This window comes from Mangrovibacterium marinum, from assembly GCF_003046625.1.
GTDB lineage: Bacteria > Bacteroidota > Bacteroidia > Bacteroidales > Prolixibacteraceae > Mangrovibacterium > Mangrovibacterium marinum.
This window is the reverse complement of record NZ_QAAD01000018.1, coordinates 42,232-58,672: the sequence shown is the minus strand read 5'-3', so window position 1 is coordinate 58,672 and position 16,441 is coordinate 42,232. Positions and strand designations below refer to the sequence as shown.

Annotated in this window: 14 protein-coding genes; 8 read left to right on the top strand and 6 right to left on the bottom strand. The window is 49.9% G+C overall.

Annotated elements, in window-relative coordinates; genetic code table 11:
• The first annotated feature begins 1,209 nt into the window (after positions 1 to 1,209).
• Positions 1,210 to 1,722, top strand: coding sequence for a thiol peroxidase (gene tpx, locus C8N47_RS14795; protein ID WP_107823355.1), 513 nt, complete (start codon positions 1,210 to 1,212; stop codon positions 1,720 to 1,722).
• Positions 1,723 to 1,794: 72 nt separating this feature from the next.
• On the opposite strand, the gene C8N47_RS14790 is transcribed toward tpx, so the two are convergent.
• Both C8N47_RS14790 and C8N47_RS14785 read right to left on the bottom strand, forming a co-directional pair.
• Positions 1,795 to 2,220 carry a hypothetical protein gene (locus C8N47_RS14790; RefSeq protein ID WP_107823344.1) on the bottom strand — a complete coding sequence of 142 codons (426 nt, stop codon included), beginning with the start codon at positions 2,218 to 2,220 and terminating at the stop codon, positions 1,795 to 1,797.
• Between the two features lie 418 nt (positions 2,221 to 2,638).
• Positions 2,639 to 3,217, bottom strand: a complete 579-nt coding sequence (locus C8N47_RS14785) for a peptidylprolyl isomerase (RefSeq protein WP_107823343.1) — start codon at positions 3,215 to 3,217, stop codon at positions 2,639 to 2,641.
• 433 nt (positions 3,218 to 3,650) lie between these two features.
• Here C8N47_RS14785 and C8N47_RS14780 point away from each other — a divergent pair, with 433 nt between their 5' ends.
• Positions 3,651 to 4,484 (top strand): UDP-2,3-diacylglucosamine diphosphatase, encoded by an 834-nt coding sequence (locus C8N47_RS14780; RefSeq protein ID WP_107823342.1) that lies wholly within the window; start codon positions 3,651 to 3,653, stop codon positions 4,482 to 4,484.
• A gap of 19 nt (positions 4,485 to 4,503) precedes the next feature.
• The gene (locus tag C8N47_RS14775; protein ID WP_211316160.1) at positions 4,504 to 5,547 is read left to right on the top strand and encodes a glycosyltransferase family protein; all 1,044 of its coding nucleotides are present in this window, start codon (positions 4,504 to 4,506) and stop codon (positions 5,545 to 5,547) included.
• A 598-nt stretch (positions 5,548 to 6,145) separates the two neighbouring features.
• Here the strand turns inward: C8N47_RS14775 and C8N47_RS14770 are convergent.
• Genes C8N47_RS14770 through crtD form a run of 4 tightly spaced genes read right to left on the bottom strand, consistent with a single transcriptional unit; the run spans position 6,146 to position 9,666 of the window.
• Complete coding sequence (locus tag C8N47_RS14770; protein WP_146161539.1) at positions 6,146 to 6,868, bottom strand: hypothetical protein; 723 nt, start codon at positions 6,866 to 6,868, stop codon at positions 6,146 to 6,148.
• The gene (locus C8N47_RS14765; RefSeq protein WP_107823340.1) at positions 6,865 to 7,563 is read right to left on the bottom strand and encodes a fatty acid desaturase; all 699 of its coding nucleotides are present in this window, start codon (positions 7,561 to 7,563) and stop codon (positions 6,865 to 6,867) included. Before C8N47_RS14765 ends, C8N47_RS14770 begins: the two co-directional genes overlap by 4 nt.
• Positions 7,563 to 8,207, bottom strand: a complete 645-nt coding sequence (locus C8N47_RS14760; protein WP_107823339.1) for a carotenoid biosynthesis protein — start codon at positions 8,205 to 8,207, stop codon at positions 7,563 to 7,565. Before C8N47_RS14760 ends, C8N47_RS14765 begins: the two co-directional genes overlap by 1 nt.
• Positions 8,200 to 9,666, bottom strand: a complete 1,467-nt coding sequence (crtD, locus tag C8N47_RS14755) for a 1-hydroxycarotenoid 3,4-desaturase CrtD (RefSeq protein WP_107823338.1) — start codon at positions 9,664 to 9,666, stop codon at positions 8,200 to 8,202. Before crtD ends, C8N47_RS14760 begins: the two co-directional genes overlap by 8 nt.
• 111 nt (positions 9,667 to 9,777) lie before the next feature.
• Between crtD and C8N47_RS14750 the strand changes: the two genes are divergently transcribed.
• From C8N47_RS14750 to C8N47_RS14730, 5 genes are all read left to right on the top strand, one after another.
• Positions 9,778 to 11,262, top strand: coding sequence for a phytoene desaturase family protein (locus C8N47_RS14750; protein WP_107823337.1), 1,485 nt, complete (start codon positions 9,778 to 9,780; stop codon positions 11,260 to 11,262).
• The gene (locus C8N47_RS14745) at positions 11,240 to 12,079 is read left to right on the top strand and encodes a phytoene/squalene synthase family protein (RefSeq protein WP_211316159.1); all 840 of its coding nucleotides are present in this window, start codon (positions 11,240 to 11,242) and stop codon (positions 12,077 to 12,079) included. Before C8N47_RS14750 ends, C8N47_RS14745 begins: the two co-directional genes overlap by 23 nt.
• Positions 12,080 to 12,769, top strand: a complete 690-nt coding sequence (locus tag C8N47_RS14740) for a lycopene cyclase domain-containing protein (protein WP_107823336.1) — start codon at positions 12,080 to 12,082, stop codon at positions 12,767 to 12,769.
• Positions 12,770 to 13,842: 1,073 nt separating this feature from the next.
• Positions 13,843 to 14,187, top strand: coding sequence for a hypothetical protein (locus tag C8N47_RS14735; RefSeq protein WP_107823335.1), 345 nt, complete (start codon positions 13,843 to 13,845; stop codon positions 14,185 to 14,187).
• Positions 14,188 to 14,387: 200 nt separating this feature from the next.
• Positions 14,388 to 16,382: a tetratricopeptide repeat-containing sensor histidine kinase gene (locus tag C8N47_RS14730; RefSeq protein ID WP_170111411.1), complete on the top strand. Its 1,995-nt coding sequence runs from the start codon at positions 14,388 to 14,390 to the stop codon at positions 16,380 to 16,382.
• Positions 16,383 to 16,441: the final 59 nt, after the last annotated feature.

Sequence of the window (16,441 nt, the reverse complement as noted above, 5' to 3'; positions counted from 1 at the left end):
AACGTCGGGGCATGAACAGATTCAACAATACGGCAATCGCAATTTTTCATATATTCGTCGTCTTTTTTATACACAAAACAGTCTGGTTTCGGAGCGCATCAGGCCGAAAAGAGCAAAGCTCTTTCCGGCCCGTGCCAGGGTGTCAGCCTCCGTTTTTTTTTAGAAACAGGGTATAAAACAGGGAACTGATCTTCTCTCTTCCAATCCTTAATCACTAAATTTGATAAATAGTAACCCCTTTCTGATAACTACTTTTCAACATTTGATAATTGCAATATGATGAAAAACATAATACCACACGTCAAATAAGGCAGTTAGCAAGCCTTAAGAATTGTTAAAAAAATGAACGATTGGCACGCTATGATTGACGATTGGAAGAAGTCACCGTCAGTGATAACTTACAATTTGACAATTTACCATTGACGATTGGAAGAAGGCGCGGTCACAGTCACAGTAGACAGACTGCCGGATTTTCAGATTGCTGGATAGACAGATTGAAGGACTGACAACAAATGACAATGATTGACAACGACTGACAACAAAATGACAACTCACATCTCACGCCTCAATACTCACGACTCAAGACTCACGACTGACCACTGGACTCTCGGATTGTTAGATTTCCGGCCTGATGAACTCCCCGACTTGTTGAATCGTTGTTACGACTGACTTTGAATTTTCAATAGCCAATGTTCAATATCGAATAACCAATAGAAACGCTCTGCGGAACTCTGTGGTAAATAATGTGATGGACTGAAGGATTGAAGAAGTCACAGCCAGTGATAATTTACAATTTAACGATTTACCATTGACGATTGGAAGAAATCGCGGTCACAGTCACAGTAGACAGACTGCCGGATTTTCAGATTGCTGGATAGACAGATTGAAGGACTGACAACAAATGACAATGATTGACAACGACTGACAACAAAATGACAACTCACGTCTCACGACTCACTACTCAAGACTCAAGACTCATCACTCACGACTGAACACTGATCACTCACCACTCACCACTCACCACTCCTCCCTGCATTTCTGTGTTCAAAAAAAAATCGTTAAAATCGTGATGCCGGCAAACAAGCGGGGCACAGCATTGTTTTATTGTCAGACTGGTCTAAAGAGGCAGCCTGGGAAGGCTGCGCGACCGACAAAATGCATATTAACCGACAGGCCGATGGTCTGTATAATTTGATAAAAAAAACTACAATGAAAGAAACAACTGGAAAAATTACATTTAAAGGAGGTCCGTTAACTTTATTGGGCGAGCCGGTTCAAGTTGGGCAAAAAGCCCCTGATTTCACGGTGCTGGGTGCTGATTTAAGCCCTGTTCAACTGAGCGATTACGATGGAAAAGTTCGTATTCTGGCGCTCTATCCATCCATCGACACGGGTGTTTGTCAATTACAAAACAAGCGTTTCAATGCCGAAGCCGACAAACTGGATGGCGCTGTGGTTTTGTCCATCTCATGTGACTTACCCTTCGCGCAAAGCCGCTTTTGTGCCGCCGAAGGCCTGGACAAGGTAATCACCCTCTCGGACCACAAAGATGTTGACTTTGGCTTAAAATACGGATTCTTAATCAAGGAACTACGCTTACTGACCCGCGGTACAATCATCATCGATCAGCAAGGTACTATTCAGTATGTTGAAATCTGTCCCGAAGTAACCGACGAGCCAGACTACGAAACTGCTTTGGCCGTGGTCAAAAAACTGATTTAGTCATCTGACTATAAACAACTGGCCGGGTGAACCGAATTCACCCGGTCTGTTTTATTCTGCCGGCGAGTCGGATCAAAGTGCAAACGTAAGCCCTCCGGTAACATTGTTTATTGCGGCCTCAGCCCAGATAAACCAGCGCTGGCCAACGCGATAGCGGAGGCCCAGGTGCAAATCACCAACCAAGCTTTTCTCGTGCCAGTCCTTACTGCCGCCACCCATTTCAATCTCGGCACTCACACCGGCATAAATATTCCAATGATTCTGTCGCGGTCGCCAGCCGGCTTCGGTAAAATGATAACTTAAGCGTGCCCCCAGATACGGCGTTTTAGCTTGTCCGTCGGCCTTACTCTGCCGATAGAGAGAGGCTTGGGCTCCCACCGATACCTTTTCGGTCAGCAGGTAATCGAGCACCATCTTTCCGCCTACCACACTCTCGTATTTAAACTCTTTGGAAAAGCCACCCGACAGATAAAGCGCTCCGGCATAACCATTCCACATATTATAGCGTTGTCGATGAGCTTTCGCTGCTGGTGCCGAAACGGACAGGGCAGATTGCTCAGGCCCCTTATTTACTGTGGGCACACTGCCTCGGCACGGATAAACCAAGAACAGGACTGGCAGCCCCAAACAGATCAGGGATTTTCGCAATAGTATTCTTTTTATCATAGGTCGAATTTGTTCAATTTTCAGCAGTTTCGCCCGGGAGCAACTACACATCCGGCAAAGCTTCCGATTGTTTGAGCAGGGAGCATCCGGAAATCCACCGAACTGTTAATTGAGCGACTGACAGCCACCAAACGGAATCAAGGCCTTCAACCCGACACCAACTGCTATGAGCTAAATACGCAGCAAAGTCCAATTTATTGTTTACAGCGAATATTTCCGCCCGTCGACAACCTGGAGGCAAGCACGCAGACTAACGAATGCGTCTCAGATTATAGATAACCACCGGCTCGTTCAGATACTGTTCATCGTCCTCCAGCAGCTGAATCTGACGCAACACATCCATTCCTTCCAGCACCTTACCAAAAGCAGCAAAGCCCTGGCCGTCGGGGTTTCGTTTTCCGCCAAAATCCAATTCAGGCTGATCACCCAGGCAAATAAAAAATTCGGTTGATGCTGTCCCCGGCTCATTGCGGGCCATCGAGATCACCCCATCGCGATGCTTAATTCCCGTTTGGGCGGTTGTCTCGTGCTGAATGGCGGGATAGCGGGCAATCTGCACATCGTCCTGCAAGCCACCCTGCACCACTTCAATTTTCACCGGACTCTGCGGCTGGTTATCGGGACGTACCACCCGGTAGAACCGGGCATTCAGATAAACAGCCTGATCGACCAGTTTTAAAAAGTTGCCGGCCGTTACCGGAGCATGAACAGTGTCCAGCTCTACGATAATATTTCCCATCGAGCTTTCAATTTCCACTTTCGGCAGCGGACTTTTACCACAGGCCATCAAACTAAACAACAGCACTACAAAACCCAACAATTTCGTCATAAACTTTTCAATCTGGTTTATTTGCCCCAAAATAGGGCTTTCCAATGAGTTTTCAGCCCTACTTGCTGTCAGAACTTTATTCCGGGACTTGTTTTTGGTGCCGAGAAGGGAGATTCAGTCGTCAGTCGTGAGTCGTGAGTCTTGAGTTGTCATTGGTTGTCAGTCCTTGTTGGTTCTCCCTTTAGGGAGTCAGAGGGTAAAACACGGACGGGCGATTTGTTGCTGGTTACTGGTTACTGGTTACTGGTTCATCAGACATTCAATCCGTCAATCCGCCAATCCGCCAATCCGCCAATCTGGGCCTGCGCAAGCAACCGAACAACACGCTTCATAAGTTCTTAATTTTCAACAAAACAAATTCACGGGCAATTGACCATCCTTTAATCGATGCGTAATTGTGAAAGCCGATTTTAGCCGTATAAAATGTTAGCGGATGATGAAATCCAGAAAAATTGAGATCGCCGTTTTATCCGATCTCCACCTGGCCACGCGTGCCTGCAAGGCCAAAAAGATTTTGCACTATCTAAAATCGATCCACCCACAGATACTGGTGCTCAACGGCGACATTATCGACTCGTGGCGCTTTAGCCGCAACTACTTCCCCAAGCCACAGCTGAAAGTCGTCCGGCAACTCATCAAGATGATGGAAAAGGGGGTGCAGATCTTCTACATCACCGGCAACCACGATGAATTTTTACGCCGTTTCAACCAAACCGAGATTGGCAAGCTGAAGATTGTGAACCAACTTATTTTAGAGTTGGATGGCCGGAAAACCTGGATCTTCCATGGCGACCTGTACGATCATATCATTCACAAAGCCAAGTGGCTGGCCAAAATCGGAGCCGCGGCCTACGGACTGCTGACGGTGCTGAACAACGGCATCAATCTGCTGCTTCGTTCCTTCGGACTGAGGGAGGTCATCCTCTACAAGCGCATGAAAAAGAAAGACAAGAGCAACCAACCGACAGCTTTCGAAAAGGCCATAGCGAGCACTGCCGCGCTGAACAATTACGATACGGTAATTTGCGGGCACACCCACCTTCCGAAGGACAAGCGGGTGATGATGCCGGGGAAGACCATTCGCTATATCAACTGCGGCGACTGGGTGGAGCATTTCACGGCGGCAGAGTACAACGAGGGCAAATGGGAGCTTTGCTATTTTGAAGATCCGGAGGAGGAAAATGCCCCGGATGACCCGGAGATGCCCGACAACAAACAACTCTATCAATCGCTGATCCGGGAGCTGGCTCTGGCAAACTGTCTGTAAACCTTAAAACACAACGTGTATGAACCACCAACAAATCAAAATTTTATATGCCATCCAGGGCACCGGAAACGGACATCTGGCACGCGCTACCGAGATCATCCCCTTGCTCAACAAGCTGGGGCAAACCGACCTGCTGGTCAGCGGCACCCAGGGCGACCTTGCCCTTCCTTTTCGGGTGAAGTACAAACGCTACGGACTAAGCTTCATCTTTGGCAAACACGGAGGCGTGAGCATCGGGCAGACCATCCGCCAATCGCGCCCCTTCCGTTTGCTGCGCGATATCCTCAGCCTGCCGGTTGACAACTACGATCTGGTGATCAGCGATTTTGAGCCGGTATCGGCCTGGGCCTGCAAACTGCGCGGCAAGGCCTGCATCGGGCTGAGCCACCAAAACGCAGTGCTTCACCCACACGCCCCTGCGCCACCGCAAGCTGACCGGATTGGACGCTTCATTCTGAAACACTATGCACCTGCTACCATCCGTTACGGCTTTCACTTTAAACCACTGGATGCGCAAAACTTCGCCCCCGTGATCCGTTCATCGATTCGCCAGGCCAAACCACGCCAGCTCGGGCATTATACGGTATACCTGCCAGCCTACAGCAATGCGGAAATAGCCCATATCCTTCGCCTGTTTCCGCAGTATAACTGGCAGGTATTCTCGAAACACTGCCGCGAGGATTACCGCCAGGGATCGATCTGGTTTCGCCCTGTATCGCTGGAAGCCTTCACCAACTCGTTTGTGAACTGCACCGGCATCCTCTGCACGGCGGGCTTCGAAACACCGGCCGAAGCCATCTATATGGGCAAAAAGCTTTGTGTGATTCCGATGAAAAACCAATATGAGCAGGCTTGCAACGCCGAATTTCTCCGCAGCATGGGCATCCGCGTGCTGAGCGACTGGCACCACGCAGCCGACATGATCGATCAATGGCTGCGAAGCAACAAGCCCTTGCACATCAACTACCCCGATGAAACCTTCACTATCCTCCGGCAGCTTGTCCGGCAGACCGTGGAACACCATCCGGAGCGGACGCGATCCTCGCTGCTGTTGGCCAATTAACGACGTGCGGGGATCTGTGGATTATTGGGTTATTAGATGCTCGGATTTTCGGATTGATGGACCGACTGAAGGATTGAAGGACTGAAGGATTGAAGAAGTCACAGCCAGTGATAATTTACAATTTAACGATTTACCATTGACGATTGGAAGAAATCGCAGTTGACGGATTACCAGATACTCGGATTGGTGGATAGTCGGACTACCGGATGCTTAGATTACTGGAGTGATCAACAAATTGAAGGATTGACGGATTGATGGATGGAATGCCTGATGGACCAGCAACCAGTAACCAGTAACAAATCGCCCGTCCTTGTTTTACCCTCTGACTCCCTAAAGGGAGAACCAACAAGGACTAATAACCAAATGACAATGAATGACAACTCTCGTCTCACGACTCATAACTGATCACTGCGACTGATTACCGGACTCCCGGATTTCTGAATGTTCGGATTACTGGACTGACAACAAATGACAATGATTGACAACAACTGACAACAAAATGACAACTCACATCTCACGCCTCAATACTCAAGACTCACGTCTCACTACTCAAGACTCAAGACTCACGACTCAAGACTCACGACTCACGTCTCAATCACTACATCTTCAAAAAGCGTGGCAGCCAGGTCAGCGAACCATGCTCGCGGGTAATCGCATCGTAGAGTGCCTGGTAAGCTTCCTCATCGTTCAGCCGGTCGTAAGCTTTCAGACGGAACAGGTCAACCATCAAACCAAACCAGCAGCAAGTGCTGAATGGCTGAGCCTTAAGCATAGCCCGGCTCTGCTCGAACAACTCAAGGGCTTTTCGCTTGTCGCCCCCCAGCAGTCGTGGCTTGTGCAGTAGCATCATCCCCTGCTCGAACCGAAAGAACGGGTCGTCGGCTTCCCGTTCCTGCGCCTTATTCATCGCTGCCTGGTGCGCGGCATAGAAAAAAGGGGTTTTCATCGGGAACATACGAATTTGCAGTGCCCGGAAGCCAGCCTCAAGCCCCCAAAAGCCCGCCTCATTCGGGTAGATCGTTTGAGCCAACTCCAGCTCTGCCAGCGCCTTAGTGATTTCCAGCTCCGCATCGGCCGCCCGGTTGTTACCCACATAATAGCCGGCAAGTCCGTAGCGTGCCAGAGCAATCTCTTGCTGCCAGGAAGCACTCGTATCGGGCCTGCTTTTCATCGTTCGGATCAGGGCAGGCCATTGTTCCATCCGGTCGTTCACATAACTGTGGTACAACCGACAGCGAATAGAGTCGGCCGTCACCTGCGCCCAGCCCGACGCCGCAACCAGCAGGAGCAACCAGCCGAGTAGAAACAACGGTCTGCTCATAGCTCCTCCTTTCGGTGGGCTCGTTCCGCTTTTGTCCGATAAAGCTGCCACCATGGAATTCGGGGAAGCTCGTGATGCTCCCAATGGTAGCCAAAGAAATAACAGCTGAGCATGGCCCACCAATGCGGTCCCTGCTGACTACGTGCCCGATGTGGCATCATATCGTCGCTGTGCGGCTTGCGATGTGGCAGATAGGTACCCACAAAGAACAACTGAAAACTGGCCAGCACAGCCGGAACGATCCAAAAGATCAGCAGTCGAGGTACTTCAACCCAAATCTTCAGCAAATTGAATACAACGGCCATAAACAGGAATTGCCAGATTGTAGCATAGCGTTTCAAAAAGACCAGCCACCACAGCCATACATTTTGCGAATGGACATAATAATCCGGATCTTTTTCGGTAGCCGGAAACAGATGATGCCGGTAGTGATTGCTGCTCAGCTTCCGGTACGACAAGCCGGCAAAAAAGAGCGATGCCGCCCAGCCAAAAGCCATGTTCACAGTTCGGTTGGGGCTCACCAGTCCATGCATGGCATCGTGACCGGTAATGAATAAACCAGTGTACAGGTAAGTTTGCAGAGCCAGATGCAAGTAAGTAGCGACAGACGAAAGCTCGAGCGGAGCCCACAGCAAACAATACAGCAGATGCCCCAGCCAGCAAAACATGATTAACAGCGCAACGAGAACTCCCATCAAAGTAGATTTAAGCTAATATTCAAACCGGCAAAAAAGATCAGTTGCCAAACAACAATCCAAACAGCCAACGGATTACGAATGTTTAAGCGGGCAAATTTCATGGCGGATAAAAACAAAACGGACAGCCAAAACCAGTCGATATAATTTCGCAGGGGTATTTGTCCGTTTTCCCAGGTCCACATATCCAGCCGAACAGCCACGGGTTCCATCAACAGGTCGAAGGCCACCATCAGCAATCCGCCAATTACGGACATCCACCATTTTAAGTTGAAAGCCGAAAGCGCCACATAAATGCCATAACAGAGTACCAGCCAATTGACACCAATCAACAGCGGCGTTTGCCAGAGCTTCAGTCCCAACACCGGGCCGTAGGTATACGAACCAAACAGGTAGCCGGTTTGAGTACCGATCAGCTCGGCAACAAAAGCAGCAACTGCAACAAGCAAGAGGCAGCCATACACCCGGGCATTGCGCGGCTGATGGAAAAGCACCAGTACCCCAAAGGACAGGAAGAGATTCCAGGCACTGAGCTGTTTAAATAGTCCTTCGGTTTGGGGAAAGCTAAAACCAACAATACCCACCAGATAGAGGATCGCCAGGCCGATGCGCACCGGCCACAGCAGCTTGCTTGCTTTAATCATGGCCTTCCTCCTTTTCTCCGATCCAGTCGGCAACAATTTTGGCCGATGACAAACACAGCGGAATACCTCCTCCGGGATGTACACTTCCCCCCACAAAGTAGAGGCCCGGCATCGTTTTCCGGTGGTTGGGATGCCTCCGAAAAGCCGACCAAAGACTGTTGGAGCTCGTGCCGTAAATAGCTCCTCCAACCGAAGAGCTTAGCTGTTCGATTCCTTGCGGGTCGAGCAATTCTTCGCAAACGATGCGGGATTCGATTTCACAATTCAGCATGCGCTCCAGCTTTTCAACAATACGGGCCCGGGTTTGCAGCTTCAGCCGCTCCCAGTCCTGCCCCTCATCAACGGGAGCATTCACCATCACAAACCAGTTCTCGGCTCCCGGCGGAGCATCGCTGCCTGTCATCTTGTTGCTCACATACACATAAACCGTGGGATCGTTGCTGATGGTCTTTTGGCGAAACAAACAGTCGAACTCAGCCTCATAATCAGCACTGAAAAACAAATTATGCAGATCAAGCTGATCATACACCCCGTCCATGCCCCAATAAAAGATCAGTGCCGAGCTCGAAGGCTCTTCCTTGCGCCGAGGCTTGCGATGGGCACCATCCTGCAACAGCGAATCGTAGAAATACCGCACATCCACATCGCTAACCACCAAATCATAAGCGATCTGCTGCCCTCCGACCTGTACGATTTTAGTTGCGCGATCGCCCGGCGCCACCCGTTGAACCGGCGTGTTAAAATGAAACTTCACCCCCAGCTTTTCAGCCTGCTGCTGCAAGGCCTCTGCAATGGCATACATCCCCCGATCGGGGAAATAAGCGCCCTGATTATGCTCCAGATGGGCAATAACTTGCAGCGTTGCCGGCGCCTGGTACGGGTTGGAGCCGTTATAGGTTGCAAAGCGATCGAACAGCTGCACCAGCCGCGGATCGTTGAATGCCGCCTGGTTTTTTCGATGCAGGGTCGTGAAAGCCTGTATCTGCGGAAGCTGCATCGCCCGGCGCAAATTGCTCCACGACAGCAGCCCCGACAAGCGGTGCAAACTGTTAAAAATGAATATTGGCGCAGTGATCCGGTAGAGCTGTGCCGCTTTTTGCAAATAACGGGTTACAGCCTGTACCGGCACGCCCAGCTTAGCCTTTAGCTCACGGGCAAATCGTTGCTGATCGGCATAAGCATTCAACCGTGTTCCATCTTCGTAAAAGTAGCGGGTCACCAGCTCGAGCTTCCGATACGCAATACGCAGCTCCGGATCGAGTAGCTCATCCAGCAACTCGGGCATGGTAAACAGCGAGGGCCCCCGGTCGAAACGATAAGCTCCCATTCGCGATTCATTCAACTTACCACCGGCATGACTTGCCTGCTCGTACACGCTGACAGCATAGCCCATCCGCGCCAAACGAATGGCAACCGCCAGGCCGCCAACACCGGCTCCGATCACAGCAACTTTCTTCATAGCTTCGCGTTCAATAAATTAATAAACAAGGCTATCCCAAAAAAATATCACTCAATATAAAAACTTTTCACCGCTTATTTGTTTAATGAATAAACATTTTTCCTAAACAACATGACTCAAAAAGCACTAATCATCGGAACCGGACTAGCCGGATTGTCGACAGCCCTCAGACTAAGCAGCAAAGGCTACGCAGTGGAGATGGTAGAGAAATATCATCGTCCGGGAGGTCGGTTAAACCTATTGGAGAAGGACGGATTTAAATTCGATATGGCCCCAACCTTTTTCAGCATGAGCTACGAATTTAAGGAGCTGGCCGACTACTGCGGGATTCCGATGCCCTTTGAATTTGTTGAGTTGGATCCGCTGTATGCGGTTCATTTCGAGGGGGACCAACGTTCCTATTTGATTTATAAAGATCTAAAAAAGCTGGCCGAAGAATTTAAAGAGCTGGAAGTTGGCCTGGAGGAAAAGCTGCGCCGATTTCTGAAAGCTGCCGGTGAAATTTTTCACGACACCGAGCACATTGTCATCAAGCAGAACTTCGACAGCCTGCTTGGCTACCTGTTGCAACTAACCCGGGTTCCGCTGAAACACGCTCCCAAGATGTTCTATTCGATGTGGAAAGAAATGGAGCGCAATTTCGATTCGTTTGAAGTGAAAGTGATTTTTTCGCTGGTTGGTTTCTTCCTGGGATCCACGCCTTTCGACACACCGGCGGTTTATGCCATGCTGAATTACACCGAGCTGGTACACGACGGCTACCACAACGTAAAAGGAGGGATGTACAAGATTGTGGAAGGGCTGGTTGCAGAGCTGGGAAAACGCCGGGTGCAGATGCATTTCGGCGTGGAGATTAACCGCTTTGAAGAGCGAAACGACCGGCTAAGTGCTTTTATCGACACGACCGGCAAGCGCTGGGAGGCTGACCTTTTTGTGGTGAACGCCGATGCAGCTGCCTTCCGCGGACAAGTGCTCGGCCGTAAAAAGTTCAGTCCGCAAAAGCTGGATGCCCAAAAGTGGACTTTAGCGCCGCTAACCATCTACCTGGGACTGAACACCAAGGTGAAAAATATGTACCATCACAACTATTTTCTGCGGAGAAATTTCGAAGAATACGCCCATAAGATTTTTAAAAACAGCATCAAGCTCGACAAGCCGTATTACTATGTAAACATTCAGTCGATGCACAATCCGGACTACGCGCCCCCGGGCAAGGAAAGTGTTTTCATCCTTTGTCCGGTGCCCGATTTGCGTTTCAAGCCAAACTGGGACGATGCCGAAACAATTGCCGATGCCATCGTCCAGGATTTGAGCGAACGCACCGGCTTCGACTTTGCAGCGCATACCGAAAGCCGGACGGTGTACGATCCGCAACAGTGGGAAAGCCTTTTCAACCTGTACCGGGGCAGTGGCCTGGGGCTGGCTCACGATCTGAACCAGGTTGGCGGTTTCCGTCCTTCAAACAAGGACGAGCAGCTGACAAACCTCTACTACGCGGGAGCTTCCACCGTTCCGGGAACGGGGCTACCCATGACTGTTATCTCATCGCGACTTGTAACCGAACGAATTTTAAATGATCATGGAACTTTATCGTAAAAACAACCTCGATTGCAGCCGGATCACCACCCGCAACTACAGCACTTCCTTTTCGCTGGGGGTGCGCATGTTGAATGCCAGGTACCGCCCGGGCATCTACAGCATCTATGGCTATGTGCGCTATGCCGACGAGATTGTCGACACCTTCTTTGAGCAGGATCAACGGCTGCTGTTCAACGAGTTTAAGGCCGAGAGCTGGAAAGCCATCGAGCGGGGTTTCAGCATCAACCCCATTATCGACAGCTTTCAGGAAGCCGTGCGCCACTACAGCATCGACCACCATCTGATCGAAGCCTTTTTGAGCAGCATGGAGATGGATCTTTACCAAAGTGAGTACGATCCCCGGCTGTTGGAACGCTACATTTACGGCTCGGCTGAGGCCGTGGGGCTGATGTGTCTGCGTGTTTTCTATTTCGACGAGCCGGAAAAATATGCCGGGCTTGTTGAGCCGGCCCGCAAGCTGGGTGCTGCATTTCAGAAGGTCAACTTTCTGCGTGATGCGCAGGATGATTTCGAAAACAAAGGGCGAATCTACTTTCAGGACATCGATTTTCGCCGGTTCGACCTGGCCAGTAAAAGACGCATAGAAGCCGAGATTGACGCCGATTTCAAAGCAGCCTACCAGGGAATCCGGGCGCTCAAAAAGGAAGTTCGCTTTGGGGTATATCTGGCGTACATCTATTACCTGCGTCTGTTCCGCAAGATCAAGCGGGCCCGTCCTGCCGACATTTTACGGCAACGCTACCGGCTGTCGAATCCCCGGAAGATGTACCTTTTGGCGAATGCCTATCTGAAAAATGCTTTTAATATTTTGTAGATGCAAGCAGCACAGTTTACTTATGCGGCCCTTTTACTGGGAACCATTGCCATTCCGCTGGCCCTAAGCTTCGACCGAAAGGTTCATTTTTACACCCACTGGAAATACCTGTTTCCGGCCATATTGGTTAGCGCCGCTGTTTTTCTAATGTGGGACGTTCATTTTACCGATGCAGGAATCTGGAGCTTCAACCCGGATTATGTCACCGGCTATGGCTATCTGGGCTTGCCCGTCGAAGAATGGCTGTTCTTCCTGTGCATTCCCTATGCCAGTTTATTTATTTACGAGGTGATGAAAGCTTACCTGCCCCGCCTGGAAATGCCCAATTTGATGCTTGCTCTCAGCCTGTTCATCATCGCCGGATCAGCAGCCATCAGTTACTTTCACCGGGCACAGCTCTATACCTTCTTCAACTTCCTGTTTCTGGCAATTTACCTGGGCTACACCATCTTCCGCAACCGCTTTAAAGCCCATCTGACCAAATTCTACCTCTGCTTTTTAATCGGGCTGCTCCCCTTCCTGATCGTTAACGGCATTCTAACCGGCCTGCCTGTTGTGGAGTATCATCCGGAACACATCCTGGGCCTGCGCATCTTCCATATTCCGGTGGAAGATTTTGGATACTTTTTTCTGCTCTTACTGATGAACACAACCATCTACGAGACTTTAAAAGAAGGGAAATACTATTGACCGGATTGATGGATTGACGGATTGAAGGATTGAAGGATTGAAGGAGGAACTGCCAGGGACAATTTACTATTTAACGATTTACCATTGACGATTGGAAGAAGGCACAGTTGACGGATTACCGGATACTCGGATTGCTGGATAGTCGGACTACCGGATGCTTAGATTACTGGAGTGATCGACAAATTTAAGGATTGAAGGACTGACGGATTGATGGATTGATGGAGGAACAGCCAGGGACAATTTACAATTTAACGATTTACCATTGACGATTGGAAGAAGGCGCAGTTGACGGATTACCAGATACTCGGATTGCTGGATGGTCGGATGTTTGGATTGAAGGACAAATTGAAGGATTGATGGAGTGAAGGAATGAATGCCTGATGAACCAGTAACCAGTAACCAGTAACTAGTAACAAGCAACCAGCAACCAGCAACCAGTTGAAGAGAGCACCAGCCTGAAAGGCCAGGTTAATTCAGCCCGGGGCAGAGCGACGAAGCCTGCCTTTGGTAGGCCAGAAGCGGCACCCCGGGATAGAACAGCCCCGCACCCCTTCGATCTTGGGAAAAGCGCCAGGGACAATTTACAATTTAACGATTTACCATTGACGATTGGAAGAAGGCGCAGTTGACGGATTACCGGATACTCGGATTGCTGGATAGTCGGACTACCGGATGCTTAGATTACTGGAGTGATCGACAAATTTAAGGATTGAAGGATTGAATGCCTGATGAACCAGCAACCAGTAACCAGCAACCAGCAACCAGTAACCAGCAACCAGCAACCAGTAACCAGCAACAAATCGCCCGTCCTTGTTTTACCCTCTGACTCCCTAAAGGGAGAACCAACAAGGCCTAATAACAAGTAACCAGCTCCCTTTATGGAACGCTGTGCAATCCTCTGTGTCCTCTGTGGTAAAAAAAGTGGCGGATTACCGTTTTTTGGGACAAACACGAAATGTCTCATAACTCTCGACTAAAAATCAACTGAATCGGATCATTTTTCAGTTTCATTGATTATTTTTAGGCAAAACTAACGACCTCTGCCCGGCAGAGGGCCAAACAAATCATTGAAAATGCTAAAATACACCCCCTATCTCCGGCTAAGCCAACACGAATCGGGACATTACGAGCTGGGCTTTGTTTTCCAGGCCGACAGCAAGCAAACAATTATCGGGATTGACCAGGCTCCTGTCACAGACGACAGCCACAACTATTGGGCAGTAACCATTCGTTTATCGTCCCGAATTGAAATTGTGAATGGTCCCGACGAGCCGGTTATCTCGGGAACGATCTCCATCGACAGCGCTGTTGCCAGTCAGTATACAACGATCAAATGCCTTATTCAGCAGGATCTTGCCGGAGAGAATGAAACCGCTAATGCCCGAGATACCAAGATCGACTTCAGCGATGCTGACTAAAAGACAACTACCACCAACCAGCACTTGTTAACGCCAGTGTTCATCTCATTGGGAGGTTTGAAATCGCAGATAAAAATCCCGGCAGCTTTCAATCAATCCCCAGCCATCCTGACTTCCTTATGTATAGAAACGATATTAATCCCGGCCGCCGATTTCGGCTCACCCTTATCGCTCTCCTGCTCTTGCTAAGCGCCCCGAGCATGGCAGAACCTTCCGTCCGCGACAGCCTGACCATTGAATCGTTGCTGGAGCATATCCGCGAGCAATCGGAGAACAGCCCGGACAGTGCACTGGCAACCATCCGCGAGCAAGTACAACTTTATCAGCAGAATGGGCAGCAGAAAGCACGCTGGGAGCTTCAGCTGGAGGAAAGCAACATCCGTCGTTTTCTCAACCAGCAGGACTCGGCCAACCAGCTTGCCGCAACGGTACTGGAGCAGGCTCAACGCTCGGCCAACCGCTTGATGACGGCCAAAGCCTACCTTCAGCTGGGCATCAATAAAGTACAAATTTACAAACTTGACGAGGCCGGCGACTATGTTTTAAAAGCCCAGCAATTAGTGCAGGACGACGACCCGGTCTTGTTGCGCTTCCGGATAGCCAACGAGCTGGCCATCATCTACAAAAAACTTCAGAAATTTGACTTGGCACTTCAGTATTACGACCAAATCATCGCGAATTACTTCGACGAGCTACCGGCCTATAATCGTTACCAAACCTTGCTGAACAAGGGTAATGTTTACGCCATGCGCGAAAAATACGATGAGGCAGAAACGCTGTATAGTCAGGCCTCGCAACAACTGGAAAACACGAGCTACACCCGCCAAAAGGCGCTGGTACTTTACAATATGGGCGGCATCAACTACCGCAAACAGGATTATGCCAAAGCCACCAGCAACATAAAGCAGGCCATGACTTTTTACCAGGCCAGCGGCGAGAAAGCCCAACTGGAGCGCTGTCTGCGGGTTTTGGGAGCCATCGATTACGAACGGGGCAACTACGAGCAGTCCATCGACTACTACCAGCGGGCACTGGAGGCTGCCCAAAGCACCGGCAACATCAAAGCAATTCAGGACAATTACAACAACCTGTACCTGGTGTATGCCGACCTGGCAAAAAGCAGCCGGCGGGCAGACTACCAGCAGCTGGAAATTGACTACTTGACGAAGTATTACGAGCTCAAGGACAGTCTTTACCAAACCGAGACGACCAACAAAATCATTGAGCTGGAAAAGAAATACGAGAACGAGAAAAAAAACCACGAGATTGAAAAGCTCTCGAAAGAAAATGCACAACAGGAAAACATCATTCTTCAACAAAAAGCCCACAGCCGTTTTCTGATTTTGCTGTCGCTGTTTATCAGCTGCATCTTACTGCTATTCATCTACATCTACTTTGTCAACCGACGAAAAAACAAGCTGATCTCCATTCAGAAAAAACGGCTTACCAACCAGCGCAACATTATCGCCTCGCAAAATAAAAACCTGCAACAATCGCTGGACACACAAAACCGGATCTTCCGGATTATCGGGCACGACTTAAGAAGCCCCCTGATCAGCATCTTCAACTTCAGCGAAATTATCGATTTTATGACCGAAGAAGGCCAAACCGAAGAACTGAAGTCCGTATCGAAAGAGATCAGCAAGATGGCCGGATCGGTGCTCGACCTAACCACCAACCTGCTAAACTGGGCCCGAACACAGGCCGGAGACATCCGTCCGTTCATCCAGCCCGTATCGGTGAAGGAAGTGGTGAAACAGCACCATGAAATATACCAACAGCTGGCCGAAGAACAAAAGTTGATTCTGGACTATCCGCAGATGGATGAAGTTTCGGTGTTGGCCGACCAAAATATGCTGAACACGATTTACCGAAACATCCTGAACAACGCCATAAAATTTACGCCACCGGGAGGGCGCATTGCCATTAGTTGCACCGCCAACGACGGCCGGGCCGAAATTGCCATCGCCGATACCGGCATGGGCATGAGCAAACAGCAAGTGCAACAACTGTTCGACAACAACCAAAAGCAAGCCGGCAAAGATGCACAGGGACGCAAAAGTACCGGGCTGGGCTTATCCTTCTGCAAGGAGTTTACCGAGGCCATGCAGGGAGAGATCCGCGTTCAGAGCGAGCAAAACAAGGGTACTGTCTTCCGGCTGCAACTGCCAATTGCCAGCGAAAAGCCCAGCTAGCAAATAAGCAAAACCGGAGACACAAGCCGCAAAGCTTCTGCCCCCGGCTTCGGGGCGGA